The organism is Streptosporangium sp. NPDC001681, from assembly GCF_040298085.1.
Classification (GTDB): Bacteria; Actinomycetota; Actinomycetes; order Streptosporangiales; family Streptosporangiaceae; genus Streptosporangium.
The window spans coordinates 1-21,523 of the sequence record NZ_JBEOZN010000153.1; the positions used below are offsets into that span (position 1 = coordinate 1).

Below are 21,523 nucleotides of genomic sequence, written 5' to 3' on the forward strand. Positions count from 1 at the left end.
GCCGGGTGCTCCCCGGGGGGCCGGCCCCCCCGCCGGGGGGGCGCCCCCCCACCACGAGCGGCCTGTCAGCAGCGAAGGACCTGCAAGGCAGACAGCGAGGGCCGCAACGCGACCAGGGCGCTGCCCTTTGGCGCCCACTCCCCGGATGGCCTGGCCCTGTCGGGATCGGGCAGGGCGGTGCTCGCCAGGCAAAGGGCGTCGGCGGCCGGAGGGTGGGCACCGGGTGTGTCTCGCGGCGCCGTGGCCACCTCGTCAGAGGTGGTCATGGGCCGGGCGGGGTCATCGCGCGAGAGATGGGACAGGAACGCTTGCCCCGCCTGGGCGCCGACGGCCGGGGAAGCGGCCGCGCTCGCGGAGGAGGTGAACGGGTCGGGCATGACGAGGTACACCAGGAGCGCGATGGCCTGTAGCACGAGGACCGCCCGTCTCCATCGCCTCACTGAGTTCTCCCTAGGCCTGCCATGCCCGTCTCATCGCGGCCCGTCGCGGCGACCGTACAGCATCGTAGGGACATACCGCCCCTGGCGGCACCTCGCCTGCGCCATTCCAGCCGGCGGCGGCGGGGGATGGATGCCCATCCCTCTTGTGACCAGCAGGGTGGCTTTGGCCGCTGTGGAGCACATCTCGGCGGGCCTGTTCGCCGTCACGGTCTATCGACCATGGGATGGGGACCTGGTCCGGTGCTGTGGGGTGGCGAGGGTGTGCGGCAGCCGGTGGTTCCCGGCCTGGCCGACTCTGGGCAGGAGGCCCCGGGCGGGGGCTTCCCGTTGCGGACCCGTGGCCTCACGCGCCCCCGCTCGTACCGGTCTCGGGGCAGACCTCCCGGTAGGGCAGGTCGGGCAGGTAACGCGCCCACTCCTGGGTGGAGAGGTTCCCGCCCGCCCGCCCGCACACCGCCGCGACGACCCGTGGGGAATCCAGGGGGAACTCCTGGAAGCCGCCGTCGCGCGCGACGTGATACAGGCTGGTGCCGTCGAGGTCGAGCGAGATCGCCGCGACCTCGTCCGTGTGCCCGGTGATGGCGGAGCCGATCTGCCGGCCGGTGGCGGGATTCCAGAGCCGTACCGTGCCGTCCCGCCCGGCACTGGCGAGCAGGCCCTGGTCGAAGACCAGATCCGTGACGGCGCCGGTGTGACCGACCAGGACGGGGCCGAGGCGCTGCCAGGTCCGGGCGTTCCAGAGTTTGATCTGGCCGTTCTCCTCACCGGTGGCGACGGTGGTGCCGTCAGGGCTTACCGCCACCACGCTGTTGGAGTCGGCCGCTCCGCTCGGCCTGTTGACCAGCTTGCCCGAGGCGACGTCCATGAGGCCGACGGCGCCCAGGCTGCCCACCGCCAAGGTGCGCCCGTCTGGAAGGAACGCCAGGCCCGCGCGGCCGAACAGGGCGGGCATGTCGCTGCGCTGCTGCTCGATGAGCCGGATCGGGCGCCCGCTCGGCAGGTCCCAGAGCGCGAGGGCCCCCAACGGCTCGGGGCACTCCCCGCAGGTGAGGTAGAACGTGGCGGCGAGGGTCCTGCCGTCCGGGCTGAGCACGAGTTCCTCGATGCCGTCGTACTGGTACGGGCCGACCACCGCGTCGGTTCGCGGCTTCTGCTCGCTGTAGGGGAAGGAGGCGAGCATGCGCCGGGTGGAGACCTGCCATACGCTCACCATCGTGCCGTAGCCGACGACGAGGGTCTTCCCGTCCTTGCTGAAGGTCGCGGCGGCCCGCGCCAGGTGATCGTTCGTGAGGTCGTCTCCCGGCACCCGGAGGGGATCGCCCAGCGGCCTGCGCAGCGCCGTGTCCCACAGCCGGACCTCTCCGCTGCCCTCCACCGCCATGACGCGCCCGTCGGGGCTGAACACCGCGTCGTGGCCGCCGGCGCCGCTGAGCAGCGGATGGGTGTAGGCATCGATGTCGAGGGTCAGCACCGAACCCCAGTCTCCGAGCAGACAGAGCGTGCGACCCTCAGGACCGAAGCGGGGCGTCACGCTCCCCAGGCCGGGAAGCGGGTAGCGGGCCAGCTCACGACGATCACTCATCCGCCAGAGCGTCACCCTGGCGCCCTCGGCGTCGGAGTAGGCGAGAAAGCGGCCGTCGGCGCTGAACGCGAACCGCGGAATCGACCGCGTCGGCGCGAACTTTCCGGCCGACCGCGTGCCGGAGGCGACATCCCACAGTTCCGCCCGCCACTCCGTCCGCGCCTGGTCGAACGCCGCGTTCACGATCGTCCTGCCGTCGGGGCTGATCCCCACGGGGAGAAAGCCGCCCCGGGAGAGCCACGGTGCCGGCACCCGCGTCCGGGTACGGAGGTCCCACAGCTCGGTCGCCGGCCCCGTGTCGCCGACGCCACCTGACGGGATACCCGATATGACGGCCCTGTCGTCGACGGACAGGGCCGTCACGTCGAGGTAGGTCAGCGTCGTCGGCGGCAGGATCCGCCGCCGGCTGTCCACGTCCCACAGCTGCCCCTGCGGCAGCTCGCCGCCCTTGCTGACCACGAGCAGGCGTCCGCTGGGGCCGAACTCCAGTTTCTCCGCGAGCTTGAGGAAGGACGTGTCGCCGAACTCGGCGCCGATCTGCTTTCCCGAGGCGAGGTCCCAGAGCCGCAACCCGTCACCGGCGGCCGTGGCGAGCCTGGTGCCGTCCGGGCTCAGGGATGCGGCGAAGGCCGGCTTGCCCGCCGTGGTGAAGGTGTGGAGTCGCTCACGCGTGCCGACCTCCCAGACCTGAACCTCGTTCTCGTTCACGTCGGCACGCATCCGGCCGTCGGGGCTCAGGGCGTGGACCGTCGTGGCGGTGCCGTCCGGATCGGCGAACAGGTCCTGCTGTGGCTGGGCCAGCGAGCTGTAGAGGCTCGACCGGGCCTCGGCGACGGGAGCGGTCTGCCACGCGGCCACGCTCAGCAGCATCGCCGCCCGCGGGTCGGTGGCCCGCAGCGCGTCCGCCCTGCCCGCTATCGCCTGGGCCTGCGCCCGGTCCAGTTGCTCGGCCACCGTGCGGCGCTGCTGTTCCGCGAGGCCACCCGCGGCGACCGCGAGGGCCAGCGACACGGCCAGGCTGAGGGTGACCAACCGGCGTCGTCTGCCCCGCCGGCGGACCAGCACCGTGCTGGCGGTGAGGAAGCTGCTCTCCGAGCCGGTGAGGTTCAGGTGGTGGCGGCCGGTGGCCGCCCACTGGAGCGCGGTCTCCAGCGCGCTTCCCTGGTAGAGGTCCCCGTCCTTGATCCCGCCCGTCTTCCAACGCCGGGCCGCGGCGTTGAGCCGCCAGTGAACCGGCAGGCCGCCGCGTTCGGCGTCGACCCATTCGTGCAGGCGGGGCCAGGCCCGCAACAGCGCAAGGTGGGCGATGGTCACGGTGTCGGTGTCCGGGTCGGTGACGATGAGACCGGCGGAGCCGTAGGCCGCGAGCACCTGCGCCACGAGGGCGGCCTCCTCCTCGGACCTGCCGTCGGCGAACTCGGCACGCGGAGCCCGCCTGAGCGTGTCCTGGCTGTCCTCGTCGACGCCGACCATCCGCAGGAAGATCTCCGGCATCAGCCGCTGCGCGGCGGGCGGCAGGCTGAGGTAGACGGTCTCGGCGTGCGTGCCGAGGGCGGGATCGGCGGCGTTCAGCTGCGCGGGCGGGCGTACCCGCTCGGCTGCCCGTACCCCGTCCCGGAGAAGAGCGCCGGTGTCGCCGGGGTTCCCGATCAGGCCCATCAGCAACTCCTGTGCCGACGGCCGCAGCTCCGGATCCTTCTCCAGTGCCCGTCCGACCAGGATGCGGAGCGAGCCGTCCAGGACGCTCAGGTCGGGGTGAAAGGTCAGGACACGGTGCAGGACCGCGGCGGTGGTCTCACCGGTGAAGGCGTGGTGGCCGGTCGCCGCGAAAAGGATCACCGCTCCCCAGGCGAACACATCGGCGGACGCCTGCGCGCGCTGCCCTGACAGCACCTCGGGCGCCATGTACGGCGGCGTGCCGGCGGCGAGGCCGTCGGTGGTCAGTGACGCCTCCTCCGTTCGCGCGATACCGAAGTCGATCACTCGTGGACCGTCCGGGCCGAGCAGCACGTTCTCCGGCTTCAGATCCCGGTGGATCACCCCTGCCCGGTGGATGGAGGCGAGGGCGGTGGCGATGGCGGTGGCCAGGCGGTGGAGCCCGTCACCGTGGTAGGGCCCGGCGGTCGTGACCGCCTGCTTCAGCGTCGGGCCATGGACGAACTCGCTGACGATGTAGGGCGGGGACGCCTCGGGGTGAGCCTCGATGACCCTCGCGGTGCAGAAGGAGGAGACCTTCTGGGTGGCGGCGACCTCCTTGGTGAAGCGTCCCCGCAGTTGCGGATCCGCCCTACCGCCGGCACGCAGAACCTTGATCGCGACTCTGCCGCCCGTCTCGTCGTAGGCGTCGTAGACGACTCCCTGCCCGCCCTCGCCCAGGCGCCCCGCGAGCCAGTAGCCACCGATCCGCTGAGGGTCTCCGACACGCAGTGACACGCCCACTCCCGACGATCCAGATTCCGATCCCCCTTTATGTCGCTATGAAGGCAGCAAAAGTTGCGGCATCCGGCGAGAAACTCAGCCGTGTCTCCCGGCGCGACATGCGCATGATCATCCGCCGACCCGGCAGGGGGTCGTCAGGGCGGGTACGGGCCGCTCACCTCGACGGGAGCGCGCGAGACCGGCGGGGCGGACCGCGAGGTCAGACGGCGGCGTGCAGCCAGCGGACCGGTGCGCCCTCCCCCGCGTAGCGGAACGACTCAAGCTCGGCATCCCACTGCTTGCCCAGCAGGCGATCGATCTCCTCCTCCAGCACCACGCGGCCCTGGCGTGCCATCAGCATGGCGGAGCGCAGCCGGTCCTCCGGGATCAGGATGTCACCCGTGGCCCCGACAACGGCCGTGAAGGCACCGAGAGACGGGGTGTAGGCGTGCCGGGCCCCGTCGACACCCGGTGAGGCGTCCTCGGTGATCTCGAAGCGGATCCGCTGCCAGCCCATCAGGGATGAGGTGATGGCCGCCGCGGTCCCCACCCGGGCCTCCCACTCGGCCTGTGCGCGCACGTGACCGGGCGCGGCGGGCTGTGGCGTCCAGGTCAGGTCCACGGGTACGCCAAGAACGCCTGCGACCGCCCATTCAATATGAGGGCACAGCGCAGGCTGAGCTGAGTGGACGTAAAGCACGCCACGAGCAGACACCGGACCTCCCGTTTCGGTACGAGGTGCGCCTTCCCCAACGGCCTCGTCCCAGGATGATCACAAGTGACTGAAGGAGAGACTACCGTCGGTCGTGACGTCGCACCAGAGGGGGGTCATACCAAGATGTTGCGACGCGGACGCTTGGCCAGGGCATCCTCGGGAGCGAAGAGAACCCCCGCAAGCTGGTGAGCACCCCCGGAGGACCAGATGGATACCGATATAGAACGGGTGGAACCCATCCCCGGATCGCCCGCTCTGATCAGAAAAGGTCAGTTGCTGACCGACGCCTCGGGCATGGCCGCCACCGCCCGCTGGGCCGACGCCGTCACCGAGGCCCAAGGGATCTACCGGGTGCGGCTCTCATCGGGCGTGGACGTCTGCGACCTGGTGGCGTCGTTACGGGAGCGGGGACTTCCCGCCTCCCCCAACCATGTGCTGACGGGCCAGCCGCTCTACTTCGGAGGTCCGGCCTCCCGCCCCTTCCCCACCCTCGCCCTCCCGATGCCCGAGCCCGCCGCGGACGGGCCCGCCACGACCGCCGTGACGGTGGCGCTGGCCGACACGGGCCTGGCGTCGCACCCGTGGTGGCGGACGAGCCCGTGGTTTCTGGAACGGGGACAGGAGTCCGCGGAGGTGCCCGACTCGGACGGCGACGGCGAACTGGACCCCCAGGCGGGGCACGGCACGTTCATCGCCGGGCTGGTCCTGCGGTCGGCCCCGGCGGCGAGGCCGCGGCCGATCCGGATGCTGAACAGCCACGGCATCGGAGACGAGGCCGGACTGCTGCGCGTCCTGGGCCGGCTCAGGGCCGAACCACCCCGGGTGCTCAACCTGTCCTTCGGCGGGCACACCTTCGACGACGGCCCCTCCCCGCTGGTGGAGACCGCCCTGACGGAACTGGCCGGCACGGTCACGGTGGCCTGCGCGGGCAACACCGCCTCGGACCGCCCCTTCTGGCCCGCCGCCTCGCCCGAGGTGATCGCCGTCGGAGCACTGGACGCGGCGGAGCAGGCCAGGGCTCCGTTCTCGGCATACGGCCCGTGGGTCGACGCGTGTGCCCGTGGCGAGTGGCTGTCCAGCACCTTCCTCGAACACGGCGCGTTCCGCGGCTACGCGCGCTGGAGCGGGACCTCCTTCGCCGCCGCCCTGGTGAGCGGGGCGATCGCCGCGGCGTCGGCGGACCGGCCCTCGCGGGAGGCCGCGAAACACGTCCTCGATCCGGTGGGGGCCAGGCGGATCCCCGATTTGGGAGTCGTCGTGCCCACGCCCGGCTAAAGTCTCACCCAAAGTATTCACTCGAATACTCAGAGTGCCTTATGTGGCCCGGAGGTGCCGGTGAGCGACCAGCCCACGATCGAGGCCGTCCTGGCCGGCGACCAGGCGGCCTGGGACGCGCTGGTCACCCGCTTCACGGGCGCGCTGTGGTCGGCGGTGCGCGCCTACGACCTGAGCCCGGCGGACGCCGCCGACGCGGTGCAGGGCACGTGGCTACGGCTGCTCGAGAGCCTGCACACCATCCGTGACCCGGACCGGATCGGTCCCTGGCTGTTCACCACGGCCAAGCGCGAGGCGTCCCTGCTCCGCCGGCGGCACCGGGGCGAGCGGCTGGTCGCCGACCCGGTGGACGCGGAACGTGCGTGCGTGGACACCGAGCCGGCCGACGCCGGGCACGTCCACGCCGATCCGGCGCTGGCCGTGCTGACCGCCGACGAGAGCCGTCGTCTGTGGCAGGCCGTCGACCAGATGCCCGAGCCGTGCCGCTCGCTGTTCCGGCTGATGGCCACGGCCCCCGACGCGGGCGTCCACCAGCTGGCCGGGCGTCTGGGCATGCCCAGCGGCAGTTACGGCCCCACCCGGGGTCGCTGCCTGAACCGACTACGCACCATGCTCACCACTCGGGAGGCGACACCGTGACGCGACATCCGACGACGATCGACGACGAGTCCCTGATAGCCGCGCTGCGCCTGGCCTCCGGGAGCGACCCGGTGCCGGCCCAGGTGACGACCGCCGCCCGTGCGGTCTTCGGTCTGCGGCTGCCCGGTGCCGGCACGGCCCGCCCCGTGGTCACCCCCGCGCCGCAGGGCGTCCGGTCCACCGAGGAGCCCCGGCTGCTGAGGTTCGTCGCCGCCGAGCTCACGGTGGAGCTGGAGGTCACCTCCCTGGACGGGCTGGTCGACCTGGCGGGCCAGGTCTCCCCCTGTCCCGAGGCGGGCACGCTGGTCGAGATCCGCACGCTACACCTCACCGAGTCGCGCCCCCTGTCCCCGACGGGCCAGTTCGCCGTCACCGGCCTGCCGCCGGGCTGGTTCAGCGTGGTGTGTCACCGGCCGGAGAGCTTCCCGGTGGTCACCAGCTGGACCCGGATCCGCCCGTAGTTGACCTTCGACGAGGCGCTCGCCGCCGCCGAGCGCGCGGTCGACCTCTCGGGCAGCGACCCGGCCCGAGCCCTCGCTCTGGCCCGTACCGTGCTCGCCTCGCTCCCCGCGTCCTGCCGGGGAACGACCGGCCAGACGGGTGATCCGGACGGCGGCGGCGCGGTGCCGGAGCGGGCCTCGGGCTGCCGGCACTGCGAGGCGGAGGCGGTGGCGCACCGGGCACTGGCGGTGGCGGCACGTGAGCTCGGCGACCTGCCGTTCGCCGAGGAGCGGTTGCACCGGGCGGTGGAGATCTCACTGCGGGCCGGGCTGCCGCACCGGGCCGCCCAGGCGCGCCTGTCGCTGGTCCACATCCGCACCGAGCTGGGCCACCCGGAGCAGGCACTGGCCATCGCCACCGACGCCGAACCCGGTCTGGCCCCGGCCGAGCTGGGCAGGCTCGGCGTGCATCGCGCGATGGCCCTGGCGAGGCTCGGCCGCTACCGCGAGGCCGTCGAGCACTGCGACCGGGCCATGACCGTCCTCGGCGACGACGTCAGGTTCGTGGCCGGGGCGATGCTGAACCGCGGGCTCGCCCGGGTGTTCCTCGGGGAGTTCGAGGCGGCGGAGGCCGACCTGGGCCGGTGCGCGGAGCTGGCGAGGGACGCGGGCCTGGAACATGTGCTCGCACTCGCCGAGGGCAACCTGCCGTTCCTGGCCGCGCGGCGCGGCGACCTGCCCGCCGCCTTCACCGCCTACCGGCGCGCCCAGGACCTCCTGCTCGACTACCCGGAGCGGCTGGCGACGGTCCGCTGCGACCTGGCCGAGGCACTGGTCACCGCCCACCTGCCCGGCGAGGCTCGGGCGCTGCTGGACATGGCGGTTCCCGAGCTGGCGGCGGCGGGCGCCGGGGTGACCCTGGCCGAGGCCCGACTCCTGCTCGCCAGGGTCGAGCTGCGCACCGGAGATCCGCGCCGTGCCCGGGAGAGCGCGGAGCTGGCCGCCCGCGAGCTGGCCGCGCAGGGACGGACGGTCCTGACGCCGCTCGCCGAAGAGATCCTGCTGCGGGCCCGGCTCGCGCTGGACCCGTCCTCCGCCGAGTTACCGGCGACGGTGCCGGAGATGCTCTCGTGCGCCGAGGCGCTCGATGCCGCCGGGCACCGGGACGCCTCGGCGGCGCTCAGGCTCAGCGCCGCCGAGATCGCGCTCCGGCTGGGTGACCGGCCGTCCGCCGAGGGCCAGCTGGCCCTCCTCGCCCGCTCGGGTCGCGGAGTGGTCGCCCGCCGGGCGACGGCGCTGCGGCGGTTCCTGGCCGGCGACCGGCGGGGGGCGTTCGCGGCGGTGCTGGCGGGCCTCGCGGAGGTGGGGTCCGGAACGAAGGCGTTCGAGGACCCGGTGATGCGCGCGCACGCCGCCAGGGAGGGTGAGCCGCTGGCCGAGTTCGGGCTGGCCCTCGCCATGCGGACCGGGCGAGGCCGCACGGTCCTGGCGTGGGCCGAACGGTGGCGGGCGGTCACCGGGGGCGCGGGCCGGCCGCTCGCGCCCGGCCTGGCCGCGCTGCGAGCGGCGCTCGGGGAGTCGGTCCTGGTGGAGTTCGTCCGCCACGAGGCGGAACTGGCCGCCGTCGTGGTCACCGGGGAACGTGTGACGCTGCGCCGCCTCGGCCCGTTCGCGACCGTCGCCGAGGCCACCGTCCGCCTCCGGTACGGGCTGCGCAGGACACACCTGCTCGATGGAAGGGCGCCAGAGTCCGGCGCGGAGGCCGCGGAGCTGGAACGGCTGCTCTTCCACCCGCTGCGTGACCGGCTGGGCGACCGGCCGCTGGTGATCGTGCCGACGGGGGCGCTGCACATCCTGCCCTGGCCGCTGCTGCCGATGAACGCGAAGCGGCCGGTGAGCGTGGCGGCCAGCGCCGCCGCCTGGCTGGCCGGCAGGCAGGTGCCCGCCGTGCGGGACGGGCGTGTCGTGACGGTGGCGGGGCCGGGGCTGCGGTGCTCGGAGGCCGAGGCCCGCATGGTCGGCGAGTGCCACCCGGGGACCGAGCGGGTGGCGGCTCGGCGGGCGGAGGTGATGACGGCGCTGGAGCGGGCGGACGTGGCGCATCTGGCCGCGCACGGAATGTTCTCCCCGCGCAGCCCGCTGCTGTCGAGCATCGATCTCGACGACGGCCCGCTGATGGCGTACGACCTGCTCCGGCTGCGCACCCCGCCGGGCCTGGTGGTGTTGTCGGCGTGCGACGCGGGGATGGCGCACGCCCCGGCCGACGGGGCGCCGCTGGGGCTGGCGGGCACGTTCCTGTCGCTGGGGACGCGGTGCGTGGTGGCCAGCCTGGTGCCGGTGCGCGACGAGGAGACGCTGGCTCTGATGACCGCCTTCCACGGGTCGCTGGCCGCCGGCGCCCCGCCCGCACGGGCACTGGCCACCGCGAGCGGGAAGACCGGGGTGGCGGGCTTCGTCTGCTTCGGGTGCGGGGATCAGCCGGTGGCGTCAGGCCCCGGGGAATCGGTCACTCGACCGGCCCACGACCCGGCGTAGCGCTGGTCTATCTGGTGCTCACCTCCAGGAGGGGAACGTGCTGCTCGGCGGGTGTCAGCGAACCGTGACAGCCGACGAAGGCCGCCTCCTGCGGCTCGGCGACCGAGGCGACGATGGCGCAGTCGGTGTACGGAACGGCGAGGACGTCGCCGATCCTGGGCAGCCATTCGGGGCGGACCCTGGGGCCGAACCAGCCGGATTCGACCGCCTCCTGGCGGGATGCCACCCATGCCTTTCCGGCGAGGATGTCGCGCCAGGTGTCGAGGACCGCCTCCGCGGCGCCGGGGACGGTGTAGACGTGACGGGCCCTGGCCTCCCCGCCGAGCAGTGCGACGCCCTCGCGCAGCACGCCGAGCGTGTCGACATCGACACGCTCGGTGACGTTGACCATGCCGTGGTCGGCGGTGACGTACATCGCCGAGCCGGGCGGGAGCGTCTCGGCCAGTCGCTCGGCCATCCGGTCGACCCGGGCGAGCTGGTCGAGCCAGGCCGGGGAGCCCCAGCCGGTCCGGTGGCCGATGGAGTCGAGGTCTCCGTAGTAGACCGAGACGTGGGCGCGGGGCTCGGTCAGCGCGTGGCGGACCCCGGCGATCCGGTCGTCGACCTCGTCGGCACCGACGAAGCGCACGCCCCGGTAGACGGCCCTGTTGAAGCCGGTGGTCTCGAACCTGGCCGGGCCGATGTAGCTGACCGGGATGTCGGCCGCCGCCGCACGCTCGTACACGGTCGGAGCGGGCTGCCAGTCGCCGGGCTCGACGAGGGGGCCCTGGGCGGTCCAGCGCAGGCAGTTGAGCATGTAGCCGGCGCCGGGCACGGCGAGCTGGTAGCCGAGCATGCCGTGCTCGCCCGGCGGCAGACCGGTGCCCAGCGTGCCCAGGCTGGTCACGGTCGTGGCGGGGAAGCCCGCGGTGAGCACCCGGTCGAGCCTGGCGGACAGGAACGGCGCGGCCAGCGGGTGGGCGCGGAGCAGTTCGGCGCCCATGCCGTCGACGAGGAAGAGCAGGACTCGCTCTGCCGGGGCGAGGCCCAGCGGGTTGTCGCCGTCCATCCCGACCGCGGCGAGCAGCGAGGAGGACAGGTCCGCGAGCGAGGCCGTCCCGTAGGCGGGGACCAGCGGGGTCATGAGGCGGTGCGGGCGGTGGCCTCCGACAGTGCCTTGGCGAAGGCCAGCACGTGGGAGACGGCCTCTGGCCCGTCGGCCGCCTCGCTCACCCGCAGGGAGAGGTCGTCGGCCGTGATGGCACCGGTGTATCCGTGGTCGGCCTCGCAGTTCTCGTCACCGCAGGTGGCCGGCTCCAGGTCGACGTGGGAGATGGCCCCCCAGCCGATCGTGAGCGTGACCTCCGTGGGCGGCACGCCCGGCACGTAGGAGGCGGGGTCGGGGACGACCCTGGTGACCGCGACCGACTGGATCCGGCTGAGCCGCACGGCCTCGGTGGTCGTGGAGGCGTGTGACGCCGACACCCCCTCCACGGGCGGGTGCTCGTCGGTGTGGCAGACGAGTAGCCGGGTGGGTGAGAGCACCAGCACCGTGACGTGCCTGCGCACCTCCATGGCCGGGTCGAAGGTGGCCTCGTGGTGCACGACGTAGGCGCCCACCTGCTCCTTGCCGAGCGCGGACTCGACCGCGTCGGCGACCAGATCGGGATAGTAGCCACTGCGGTCGATGGCGTCGCGCAGGCCGGCGGACGAGAGTCGGGTTTCCCTCATGGGTCCATCCTGCCCTGTCCGGGGCAACGCTTTCACCGGGAGCGCGCGACCTTTGGCAGGTGGTGCAAATCGTGATCCGCCCCACCACGGCCCCTTCCCGGCCGCGTGGACGCCGCCGGACGCCCTCACCGGCCCTCGACTTTTCCCTTCGATCGGTTTGGCGTGATCCTTTCGGGGCTACCGGGAGCAGTGGCGGTGGCACGCCCGCCGTCCCGAGCCGCGGCGACGGATGGTTCACCGCATTCGGCGAATGTTTCGCAAATCCAAGCATGTTTTCACCGCATCGGAATTGGAGGCGGTGGATTCCCGGCGGAATCGGGGGATGAGGAAATATGACCGATGAACGTCCAGATCCTGCGGGATGCGGGCCGATGCGACGAATCGGTCTCGTGCTGACCGTCGCGGCGGCCGTCGCGGGCGTGCCGCCCGCCCTGGGAGCGAGGTTCCCCGGCGACCTGATCCTCACCACGGTCCACGACGGCCCGTTCGAGGCGGGTGGCACCGGCACGTTCTCCATAGACGTCACCGCCGACCCCGCCTCCGGCGGGATCGGATACCCGACCGAGGTCACCTACTACTTCCCCGCGGGCCTGACCCCGGTACGGGCCTCCGGCGCGGGCTGGAGATGCCGGATCACGGGCGGCAGCGTCGGCTGCGAAACGCGTGACCTGGCCTCCCCCGGCTTCCAGCTTCCCCGGATCACGGTCGGCGTGACCGTGGCGAGGGACGCCACCGGCACGCTGACCGCCTCCGGCAGGGCGGTCGAGGCCGTGGCCGTCCCCGCCGGGACCCGCCCTGCGACCGCCACCGTCGCCAGCACGGTCCAGATCGTCCCCGCGACGCCCGCGACCTGAGCGAGGCCGGGGTGCGCCGTGCTCTCCCGCCGTGGGCCCGGCGGGAGAGCACGCTAGCCGAGGCGCCGAGGGCCGCCGTCGGGACGCGGTCCCCGGTGGCTGCGGAGCACGGCCCGGGCGCCCAGCACGGTCACCCCTGACTCCCCCACCAGCACCGGGTCGAGGGTGAGCCGCGCCACCTCGGGGAGGTCGTCCGCCAGCCGCCCGAGCCGGATCAGCAGGTCCTCCAGCGCCTCGACCGCGACCGGCGGGTAGCCGTACTCGCCGAGGAGCAGGGGGGCGGCGCGCGGCGACCTCACCAGTGCCGCCGCGTCCTCGCGGGTCAGCGGCGCCAGCCGGTACGCCTCGTCGCGCAGCAGCCGTGCGGTGATCTCACCGAGCCCGAAGGAGACGACCGCGCCGAAGGCGGGGTCCTCCATCACACCGGCCACGGTCGGCACCGCGGGCTGCGGAGCCATCCGCTGCACCGTGAGCACGGCCTCGGGTTCGAGTTGGCGCGTCAGGTCGGCGTAGGCGTCACGCACCCCGTCGGGTCCCGACAGTCCCAGGCGCACGGTCCCGGCGCGCTTGGCCGCCTCGGCTCCCGCGGCCTTCAGCACCACCGGCCAGCCGAGCCTGGTCGCGGCGTCGACCGCCTCCTGGGGCGAGGTCACCGTCTCCGACGGCCAGACCTCCACCCCGTAGCAGGCGAGCAGCTGCGAGGCGTCGATCTCGGCCGGGGCGTCGCCAAGAGCGGCGAGCACGAGGCTCCGTGCCGCACCGGTGTCGACGCTTTCGATCTCCTCGGGCACCCCCGCGGGCTGCTCCAGCCAGCGCGCGTGCCGCACCACATGGGCGAGCGCGCGGACCGCCTCCTCCGGCGCCGTGTACGAGGGGATGGAGCCCCGCTCGGGGGTGGCGCCGACCCGCAGTTCCCCGAGCATGCCGATCTTGCCCTCGAAGATGGCCAGCACCGGTTTGCCGCAGTCTTTGGAGGCTCGCAGCAGCTCGGCACCGACCTCTTCGGCGTTGCCCGGGATGGGCGGCATGTAGATCGCGACCACCGCGTCCACGTCCGGGAGCACCGAGGCCAGGGCCGCGCCGAACTCGGCGGCGCCCGCCCGGGCGCCGAGGTCGACCGGCGGTCTGGGCGCCAGGCCGACCCGCACGCAGGCGTCGGCCGCCAGCAGCGCCATCGCGTCGGAGTTGCCGACCAGGCCGACCCTGGGCCCGGCGGGCAACGGCTGGTAGGCCAGTAGCTGCGCCACGTCGAACTGCTGGATCAGGTCGTCCACCCTGATCACTCCCGCCTGCTCGAACAGCGCGCTGAGCGCGGTGTCCGGCAGGCCGAGCACGGGCGCGGCGTGACCGGTGGGCACGCCCTGGGTGGTGCCGCCGCTCTTGACGACCACGATCGGCTTGCGGCGCGAGATACGCCGCGCGAGGCGGGCGAACTTGCGGGGGTTTCCCAGCGACTCCAGATAGAGCAGGATCACGTCGGTCTGCGGATCCTCCTCCCAGTACTGGAGCAGGTCGTTGCCCGACACGTCGGCGCGGTTACCCGCGGAGACGAACGAGGAGATGCCCATGCCCCGCTGGGCCACCCGCTGCAGCAGCGCGGTGCCCAGGGCTCCGGACTGGCTGAAGAAGCCGACCCTGCCGCGCTCAGGGAGGGTGGCGGCGAGCGTGGCGTTCAGGCGTACCGATGGGTCGGTATTGGCGACGCCGAGGCAGTTGGGGCCGACGACCCGCAGGCCGTACGCGCGGGCGATGCGCACCATCTCGTCCTGCCTGGCCCGCCCCTCGGGGCCGGTCTCGCCGAATCCGGAGGAGACCACGATCAGCCCGCGCACCCCCTTCTCCGCGCACTCCTTGACCACGTCGATCACCCCGTCGGCGGGTACGGCGAGAACGGCGAGGTCCACCTCCCCGTCGATGTCCGTCACACTCGGGTAGGCCCGCACCCCCGCCACGGCCCGCGCCTCGCGGTGCACGGGGTAGACCGGACCGGTGAAGTCGGCGCCGAGCAGGTTGCGCAGCACGGTCTGGCCGACGCCGCCCGGCTCGCGGCCCGCTCCGACGACCGCCACCGAGCCCGGCGAGAGCAGTCGCTCGATCGAGCGGGACTCGGCGCGGTGCTCGCGGGAGGCGGTCACCTCCTGGGCGGTCTCGGTCGGGGTGAGATCGAGGGTCATCCGGACCACGCCGTCGGCGAAACTGCTCTGCGCGGTGTAGCCGACCTGCTTGAGGACCGCCATCATCTTCTGGTTGGCGGGCAGCACATCGGCGACGAAGCGGGCGATCCCCCGCTCCCTGGCGGTGGCGGCCAGGTGTTCGAGGAGCACCGAGGCGACCCCCCGGCCCTGGTGGGCGTCCTCGACCAGGAAGGCGACCTCCGCCTCGCCGGGGTCGATCCGGTCATAGCGGATGACCCCCACCATCTCAGTGCCGATCGTGGCGATCAACGCCACGCGGTCCACGTAGTCGACGTTGGTGAACCAGGTGATCTCCCGATCCGACAGCCGCGGCCGGGGGCCGAAGAAGCGGAAGTAGATCGACTCGGCGGACAGCCGGCTGTAGAAGGAACGCAACCGGTCGGCGTCGGCGGGCCGAATCGGGCGCACGTGGGCGGTTCCGCCGTCCGACAGGACGACGTCCGCCTCCCAGTGAGCAGGGTACTGAGCAACCTCCACAGCCCCGAGAGTAGACGCGAATCTCACAAGACGGACCACCGGCACGAATTCACGCAACGCTTGTGCATCGACTATGGTCCGGTGTCTGGTCAAGACCCCATACCCTGGCCGGAAGCTGTTAAGTTTTTCGCGGCTAGAGGTACGGCTTGAAGCACGGCCAGAGGCACGTCGGCATCGAAGGCAGCAAGGTGGTGACATCATGACGCGGGTGGTCGTGGTGGGCGATCTCATGACCGACGCGGTCGCGAGAGCTCGCTACCCGTTGGCGAGGGCCAGCGACACACCGGCGGTCGTCACCATGCACGGCGGTGGTTCAGGGGCCAACATCGCCTCCTGGCTCGCCGTCGAGGGCACGGAGGTCGCCTTCATCGGGCGGCGCGGCGCCGACATCACCGGTCGTAACCGCGACATGGAGCTGATGGGCTACGGCGTCGACGCCCGCCTCGTCATGGATCCCGAGCGACCGACCGGCACCTGCGTGGTGCTCGTCACCCACAAGGGCGAGCGCACCATGCTGTCCGACCCCGGCGCGAACGCGGCCCTGTCCCCCGAGGATCTGCCCCGCGACCTGTTCTCCCAGGGCGGGCACCTGCACCTGTCCGGCTACACGCTGATCAACGAGGGTTCCCGCGACGCCGGTATGGCGGCGCTGGAGATGGCTCGTCGCTCCGGGATGTCCGTCTCGGTCGACTGCTCCTCCTCCGCTCCCCTGGAGCGCACCGGCGCCGAGCCCTTCCTGGAGTGGACGCAGAGCGCCAAGCTGCTGTTCGCCAACACCGACCAGGCGAAGGTCCTCACCGGCCGCGACGATCCCGCCGCCGCCGCCAAGGTCCTCACCGCCTGGTTCCCGCAGGTGGTCGTCAAGCTCCGCGACGAGGGCGCGCTCTGGTACGGCAACAACCGCCCCGACCCGATCAAGGTCCCCGCCGGGACCGTGGAACGCGTGGTCGACGGCACCGGCGCCGGTGACGCCTTCACCGCGGGCTTCCTGCCGGCCTGGCTCGGCGGCAAGCCCCCGGCCGAGGCCCTGGCCTCCGGCTGCCACCTGGCCTCCCGGGCCATCTCGCACCTGGGCGCCCGCCCCCGCCTCTAGCGGGGTCCGCCTGGCCGGGCAGACCCGATTCGGCGGTCTTCTCCCCCATGGCCCCGGCCGCCAAGTAGCTCTGCGACAGACCACGGTCACGGTTCGTGATCGTCACGAGCCGGTCACACCAGCCGATGGCGGGGCTCCGTAGTTCGACGGTGTTGCCGATCTCGGGGGCCGGTTGGACGAGGGAGCACGCTGGTACGCCGGGAGTGGGAACCGGAAGAGCCGATCGCGGCGTGGACGCCGCTGGAAGATGGCTGAGAGCCGGGGGCGGACAGGCCCGACCCGGCTCGGCTCCAGCCTGCCCGGCTCCAGCGGCCGGCAGGCTCTGACCGGCTCTTTCCCGGCACCGGTCGCAGGAGAGACACAGTGCGGGGACAGAGAGCGTCCCACTTTCGACTGAGCCGAAATCCGCCGCACGAGTGACGAGGCGGAGCCGGGTTTCCGGCGACTATGGGACACGTCGTGAACCATTCTTCGCCGGGGGGCAGTGTGCGGGGCAGTGAAGCAGGGCACTCGGAGAACGGGATCGAGAAGTTGCTTCATGGGCGACCAGACGGCGAACGGAGCGTCGGGTTCCGGGTTCTGGGTCCCTTCGAGGCCTATGCCGCCGAGGCCTCCGTCAGCCTCGGCGGTCCGCGGCAGCGAGCCCTCCTGGCCCGGTTGGTGGCCGCGGCGGGTACGGTCGTCTCCACGGACACCCTGATCGACGATCTGTATCACGGCGCGCCGCCGGTGAACGCGCTGGCCTCGATCCATGTCCACGTGTCGAACCTGCGCCGGGCGATCGAGCCGGACCGGGCTCCGCGCACCCCGCCTCGGCTCCTGGTCGCCCGGCGGCCCGGCTACATGCTCGCCACGGCGAACGTCGACGCGCTGCGCTTCGGCAGGCTCGTCTCCGACGCGGAACAGCGCCCGCCCGCGGAGTCGCTCAACCTCCTGGAGGAGGCGCTGCGGTTGTGGCGCGACCTGCCCTACGGCGAGTTCGCCGACGAGCTGTGGGCGATCGCCGAGGTGAACCGCCTGTACGAGCTGCGCCTGACCGCGATCGAGCGCCGGACCCAGGCGTTGCTGGATCTCGGCCGTCCACAGGCGGTGATCCACGAGCTGGAGTCCGAGATCGGGGAACATCCGCTTCGCGAGCGGCTGTGGTGGTTGCTCGCCCTGGCCCGCTACCGCAGCGGGCGGCAGGCCGACGCGCTGGCCACGTTGCGCCGGGCACGGAAGGTCATCGCCGAACAACTCGGCCTTGATCCGGGCCCCGAGCTGCAGACGCTGGAGAAGGACATCCTCCAGCAGTCGCGGTCGCTCACCTTCCCGCCCGAGCCCGTCTCGCTGTCGCATCCCCCCTCGTCCCCCGTGGCCGCCGAGATCCTCCCACCGGGGTCGGCCCACGGGCATCTGATCGGGCGGGATCGGCAGCTCGCGACGTTGACGACCCTCCCCGTCCTGATGGACCGGAACGGCGTGGTGACCGCCGCGATCAGCGGCGAGCCCGGCATCGGCAAGACCCGGCTGTTGCAGGCGTTCCGCGACGACTGCGCCGATCTCGGCTATCTGGTGCTGTGGGGGCGCTGCCACGAGGGGGAGGGGGTGCCGCCGCTGTGGCCGTGGCTGCAGGTGCTGCGCGCGCTGGCCGAGTCCGTCCCGCCGCCGGATCGCCAGGCGCTGGCGGGGCTGCTGGGCGATGAGCGGCTCACCGGCGCGCCCGGGACGGCGGCGCGCCATCGCAACCAGCTCATCGCGCAGTGGCTCATCGAGGCCGCGCGGCTCCGGCCTCTGGTGATCATCCTGGACGACCTGCACTGGGCCGACTCCGCCACACTCGAACTGCTCCGGGATGTCGTCGTGCTGTCCGGGGCGCAGGCCAGGAACGTCTCCGTGACCCTGGTCACCGCGTTCCGCGAAGCGGCGTACCGCGACCTGACGGGGCACCCCGGCACCTCCCCGAACGGCGCCTTCAAGCTCTCGGTGGACGAGGTCCTCTACCATCTCGCCCGTTACGATCTGGTGCGCATCCGGCTGAGCGGCCTGACCACCACCGAGGTTCGGGCCCTCGCCGAGGAGCTGGGCGGCAAGATGGACGGCCCCGCGGCCGAGAGACTGGCCGAGCGGACCGGCGGCAACCCGTTCTTCGTCTGCGAGAGCGCCCGCCTGCTGGCCCAGGGCCAGAGCCTGGACATCGTGCCGGACGCGGTGGCCGATCTGATCAGGCAACGGCTGGCCATGCTCGGGCCGCAGAGCACCGAGGTGCTCGGCATCGCCGCGGTGATCGGCAGGAGCTTCGACCCCGGCCTGGTCGCGGAGGTGTGCCAGGCGTCGGAACCGGGCGCGACGCACACCTACGGTCTGCTGGACCGGGCGGCGCAGGCCGGGCTCATCGTCACCGGTGACGGGTGCATGACATTCGTCCACGATCTGGTCAAAGAGACCCTGATCCGCGACGTCCCGCCGCTGCGGAAGGCGATGATCCATCGGGAGGTGATGGCCGCGCTGTCGGCCAAGCCGAGCGCCGACGTGACGACCATCGCCTACCACTCGGTGGAGGCGGGCCCGGCGGCGTACCGGGAGGCGGCGCACTGGGCCCGCGCGGTGGCCCGGCAAGCGAGTTCCTGCGCGGCGTACGAGGAGGCCGCCACCTGGTGGGGCCGGGCCGTCACCGCGCACGGCGCCTGCGGCGGCGACCCCGCCGAGCACGTGGAGCTCCTGCTGCAGCAGGTGCGCGCCCTGCTGGAGGCGGGAGACGCGATGGGCGCCCGCCAGGTCCGCGCACAGGCCCTGCGGGTCACCGACCGCGCCGGAGCGGGCCCCGAGCTGACCGCCCGCGCCCTCACCGCGCTGGACGCCCCGGCCATCTGGACGCTGCGCAACCCGTACGAGCCGGTGGAACTGCAACTGGTGGAGCAGTTCGAGCACACCCTGCGCCTGCTGCCCGAGACCGACAGCGCCGAGCGGACGCTGCTGCTGGGCGGCCTGGCCCAGGAACTGTACGACGGCGGCGCCGACGACACCCGCTGCCTCTCCCTGTCCGCCGAAGCGGTCGCGATGGCGCGCCGGATCGGTGACGCGCACCTGCTCATGCGGGCGCTCAACGCCCGCTCGCTGTCCGTGCCGCAGGTGACCTGCATCGGCGAGCTCATGGAGATCACCGATGAGCTGCACGGGCTCGCGCTGGACACCGGAACGCCGGGATTCGAACTGCTCGCTCACATGATGGACACCCACTACAAGCTGGAGATGTCCGATCTGGAGGGGGCGGACCGGGCCGCCGCACGCTGCGACGTCATGTTGGATCACCTGCGACTCCCGTGGCCGCGGTTCCAGCACACCATGTGGCGGGCCAACCGGCTCGCCCTGGCCGGCCGGTTCGACGAGGCCGACGTCCTGTACGACGATGCCGAACGCCAGACCCAGCGGCTCGGCATGTGGTACGCGGGCGCGGTCGTGGCGAACGGCCGCCTCATGCTGTGCTATCAGCGCGGCGCCATCGCCGAGGCCGGACCGCTGATCGACCAGATCGCCGGTATCCATCCCAGCGTGGACCACGACGCCCGGGTGCTGGAACTGTGCGCCCAGGGCCGCCTGGACGAGGCCCGGGCCCTGGCCCGGGAAGGGTGGCCGACCCCGCCGATGGACTGGTCGTGGCTTACCATGACCTGCTTGCAGGGCGCGGCCCAGGCCGCCGTCGGCGACCTGCCGGCATGCCGGGTGACCTGGAGGAGACTGCTGCCCTACGCCGGGCGGATCTCGGGCGGATCCGCGGTGGCCTGCATCGGTCCCGTAGACCACTTCCTGGACCTGCTCGCCGCCGCCCTCGGCGAGACCGTCCCGGCCGCCGGGCGCCCGGCGCCGCCGTAGTGGCCGCTGTCGGGGCCGCACCCGCCGGACAGCGGGGCCGGGCGGGCCTCGGGCTCACGCGGGTTGCGCGGCCGGCCACGGCGGGCGGTGATCGATGCGCGTGAGCACCTCCGGGAATCCGAACCGGCGACGGCGCCGGGCCGGTCGTGCTGAGCGGCCTCCCGGTTGTTCGGCGGGGTGCCCGCGATGTGTTCCTGCGCCAGGAACAAGGTTGTCGTTCTGTTGGAAAAGAAGCACTTTGCGCGCCGTGACGCCCAGCGGTCCGAAGATCTCCAGCATGCACGCCTCATGGCGCATCCGGTCCCGATCATCGGTTCCGTCGAGCCCGGCGCTCAGGTGGGAATGTCGCACGGGCGATGTCCCCCAGGACGTGACGGTCCGCACCGGGGGCGCCGTCCCCCGCCGAACCACGTTCATTCACAACGCCGAATCTCCATTCGTGTTCTCCGGCAGGGGACGATGTCGAGCCATTGGTGCGAAACGACTGCCCGGATCTCGCCCGTGACCGGTTCCGCCAGTGATCCTCCGGACGCGGACCAGCCTGCCAGTGGCGCCTAATGGCGGTCTTAAGGTCTCCACGCCCGCCGGGCCGGCCCGTGCCGGGGTGCGCATTAAGAGTGGCTAAGCGGCCCGTAAGAACCCCCGGTTACCGTCGGCATCGTCAGGAGTACACGTCGGCAACTCCCCGGCCCCAAGAGGAGAGCCCGTTGAGCACCGAGTTGGACGAGTACGAAGCGGCGCTCCAGGAAAGCCGCCAGGGACTCACCGCCGATCCGGCCACAGCCCCGCCGTTCTCCGCCGGTTGCGAGGGCCGGCCTTTCGCACGGTGGATGCTGCGGTACAACGCACACGGCACTCACCTGACGCATGACGTCGAGCGCTGGATCGCCGGCGCGGCGCCGCCGGTGAACGCGGCCGTGTGAGCGCGCGATCACACCGCCAAGCTGCGGGTTCGCAAACAGCCCGCGTCCCGCTGTGACGCCTGCGACGCCGTGAAGGGCCTCCGCTCCTTCACGATGCGTCTCGGCTCCGCCACACCCTGAGAAAGGGCTGGGAATCAGTCCGGAATTCTTTGAACGGCGCATCGCGCAGTGGCATACGGCCATGCGGCCGGCAACGGATTCCCTCCTCGACGCCGTATCGGCGAAGGAGCCGGTGGACCTCCTGGACTTGATCCCTGACCGCGCGCCCACGGACTCCGCCGGCCTCGCCGGCGGACATCGAGACCCCCGCATCACCGGCGGAGGTCTTTCCCCAACGGAAGGAAATTCACGATGGAACTCGACGTCCAGGCTCTG

The 21,523-nt window shown here is 72.5% G+C and carries 14 protein-coding genes; 8 read left to right on the forward strand and 6 right to left on the reverse strand.

Annotation, left to right across the window (positions count from 1 at the left end; all coding sequences use genetic code 11):
* Positions 1–65 precede the first annotated feature (65 nt).
* The 3 genes from ABT130_RS41105 to ABT130_RS41115 all read right to left on the reverse strand — a co-directional run bounded on the left by ABT130_RS41105 (position 66) and on the right by ABT130_RS41115 (position 5,155).
* A complete protein-coding gene (locus tag ABT130_RS41105) occupies positions 66–440 on the reverse strand; it encodes a hypothetical protein (RefSeq protein ID WP_350965047.1) in 375 nt (124 codons plus the stop codon).
* Positions 441–783: 343 nt separating this feature from the next.
* Positions 784–4,455, reverse strand: a complete 3,672-nt coding sequence (locus ABT130_RS41110) for a protein kinase domain-containing protein (RefSeq protein ID WP_350965049.1) — start codon at positions 4,453–4,455, stop codon at positions 784–786.
* 205 nt (positions 4,456–4,660) lie between these two features.
* Positions 4,661–5,155 carry a DUF3145 domain-containing protein gene (locus tag ABT130_RS41115; protein WP_350925779.1) on the reverse strand — a complete coding sequence of 165 codons (495 nt, stop codon included), beginning with the start codon at positions 5,153–5,155 and terminating at the stop codon, positions 4,661–4,663.
* A gap of 207 nt (positions 5,156–5,362) precedes the next feature.
* Here ABT130_RS41115 and ABT130_RS41120 point away from each other — a divergent pair, with 207 nt between their 5' ends.
* From ABT130_RS41120 to ABT130_RS41135, 4 genes are read left to right on the forward strand one after another with little or no spacing between them, the layout of a single operon-like run.
* Positions 5,363–6,430: a S8 family peptidase gene (locus ABT130_RS41120; RefSeq protein ID WP_350965052.1), complete on the forward strand. Its 1,068-nt coding sequence runs from the start codon at positions 5,363–5,365 to the stop codon at positions 6,428–6,430.
* A 60-nt stretch (positions 6,431–6,490) separates the two neighbouring features.
* Positions 6,491–7,069 (forward strand): RNA polymerase sigma factor, encoded by a 579-nt coding sequence (locus ABT130_RS41125; RefSeq protein ID WP_350925783.1) that lies wholly within the window; start codon positions 6,491–6,493, stop codon positions 7,067–7,069.
* Positions 7,066–7,530, forward strand: coding sequence for a hypothetical protein (locus ABT130_RS41130; protein WP_350925785.1), 465 nt, complete (start codon positions 7,066–7,068; stop codon positions 7,528–7,530). The genes ABT130_RS41125 and ABT130_RS41130 overlap by 4 nt, the downstream gene beginning before the upstream one ends.
* On the forward strand, positions 7,531–10,044 hold the full coding sequence (locus ABT130_RS41135; protein WP_350965055.1) for a CHAT domain-containing protein: 2,514 nt from the start codon (positions 7,531–7,533) through the stop codon (positions 10,042–10,044).
* Between the two features lie 7 nt (positions 10,045–10,051).
* On the opposite strand, the gene ABT130_RS41140 is transcribed toward ABT130_RS41135, so the two are convergent.
* Positions 10,052–11,167 carry an alkaline phosphatase family protein gene (locus ABT130_RS41140; RefSeq protein WP_350925789.1) on the reverse strand — a complete coding sequence of 372 codons (1,116 nt, stop codon included), beginning with the start codon at positions 11,165–11,167 and terminating at the stop codon, positions 10,052–10,054.
* Positions 11,164–11,754, reverse strand: coding sequence for a DUF5998 family protein (locus tag ABT130_RS41145; protein WP_350925792.1), 591 nt, complete (start codon positions 11,752–11,754; stop codon positions 11,164–11,166). Before ABT130_RS41145 ends, ABT130_RS41140 begins: the two co-directional genes overlap by 4 nt.
* Positions 11,755–12,125: 371 nt before the next feature.
* Here ABT130_RS41145 and ABT130_RS41150 point away from each other — a divergent pair, with 371 nt between their 5' ends.
* A complete protein-coding gene (locus ABT130_RS41150; protein WP_350965058.1) occupies positions 12,126–12,608 on the forward strand; it encodes a hypothetical protein in 483 nt (160 codons plus the stop codon).
* Positions 12,609–12,661: 53 nt separating this feature from the next.
* Here ABT130_RS41150 and ABT130_RS41155 read toward each other — a convergent pair whose 3' ends face one another.
* A complete protein-coding gene (locus tag ABT130_RS41155) occupies positions 12,662–15,280 on the reverse strand; it encodes a bifunctional acetate--CoA ligase family protein/GNAT family N-acetyltransferase (RefSeq protein WP_350965061.1) in 2,619 nt (872 codons plus the stop codon).
* Positions 15,281–15,479: 199 nt separating this feature from the next.
* On the opposite strand from ABT130_RS41155, the gene ABT130_RS41160 reads away from it, so the two are divergent.
* From ABT130_RS41160 to ABT130_RS41170, 3 genes are all read left to right on the forward strand, one after another.
* On the forward strand, positions 15,480–16,373 hold the full coding sequence (locus tag ABT130_RS41160; RefSeq protein WP_350925798.1) for a carbohydrate kinase family protein: 894 nt from the start codon (positions 15,480–15,482) through the stop codon (positions 16,371–16,373).
* A gap of 486 nt (positions 16,374–16,859) precedes the next feature.
* Complete coding sequence (locus ABT130_RS41165) at positions 16,860–20,225, forward strand: ATP-binding protein (RefSeq protein WP_350965064.1); 3,366 nt, start codon at positions 16,860–16,862, stop codon at positions 20,223–20,225.
* Positions 20,226–20,932: 707 nt separating this feature from the next.
* The gene (locus ABT130_RS41170; RefSeq protein WP_350925802.1) at positions 20,933–21,148 is read left to right on the forward strand and encodes a hypothetical protein; all 216 of its coding nucleotides are present in this window, start codon (positions 20,933–20,935) and stop codon (positions 21,146–21,148) included.
* The last annotated feature ends 375 nt before the right edge of the window (positions 21,149–21,523 follow it).

Coding starts and splice junctions, on each gene's coding strand:
- ABT130_RS41120 (WP_350965052.1), top strand. CDS start 5,363: ATGGATACCGATATAGAACGGGTGGAACCCATCCCCGGATCGCCCGCT.
- ABT130_RS41140 (WP_350925789.1), bottom strand. CDS start 11,167: ATGACCCCGCTGGTCCCCGCCTACGGGACGGCCTCGCTCGCGGACCTG.
- ABT130_RS41145 (WP_350925792.1), bottom strand. CDS start 11,754: ATGAGGGAAACCCGACTCTCGTCCGCCGGCCTGCGCGACGCCATCGAC.
- ABT130_RS41150 (WP_350965058.1), top strand. CDS start 12,126: ATGCGACGAATCGGTCTCGTGCTGACCGTCGCGGCGGCCGTCGCGGGC.
- ABT130_RS41160 (WP_350925798.1), top strand. CDS start 15,480: ATGACGCGGGTGGTCGTGGTGGGCGATCTCATGACCGACGCGGTCGCG.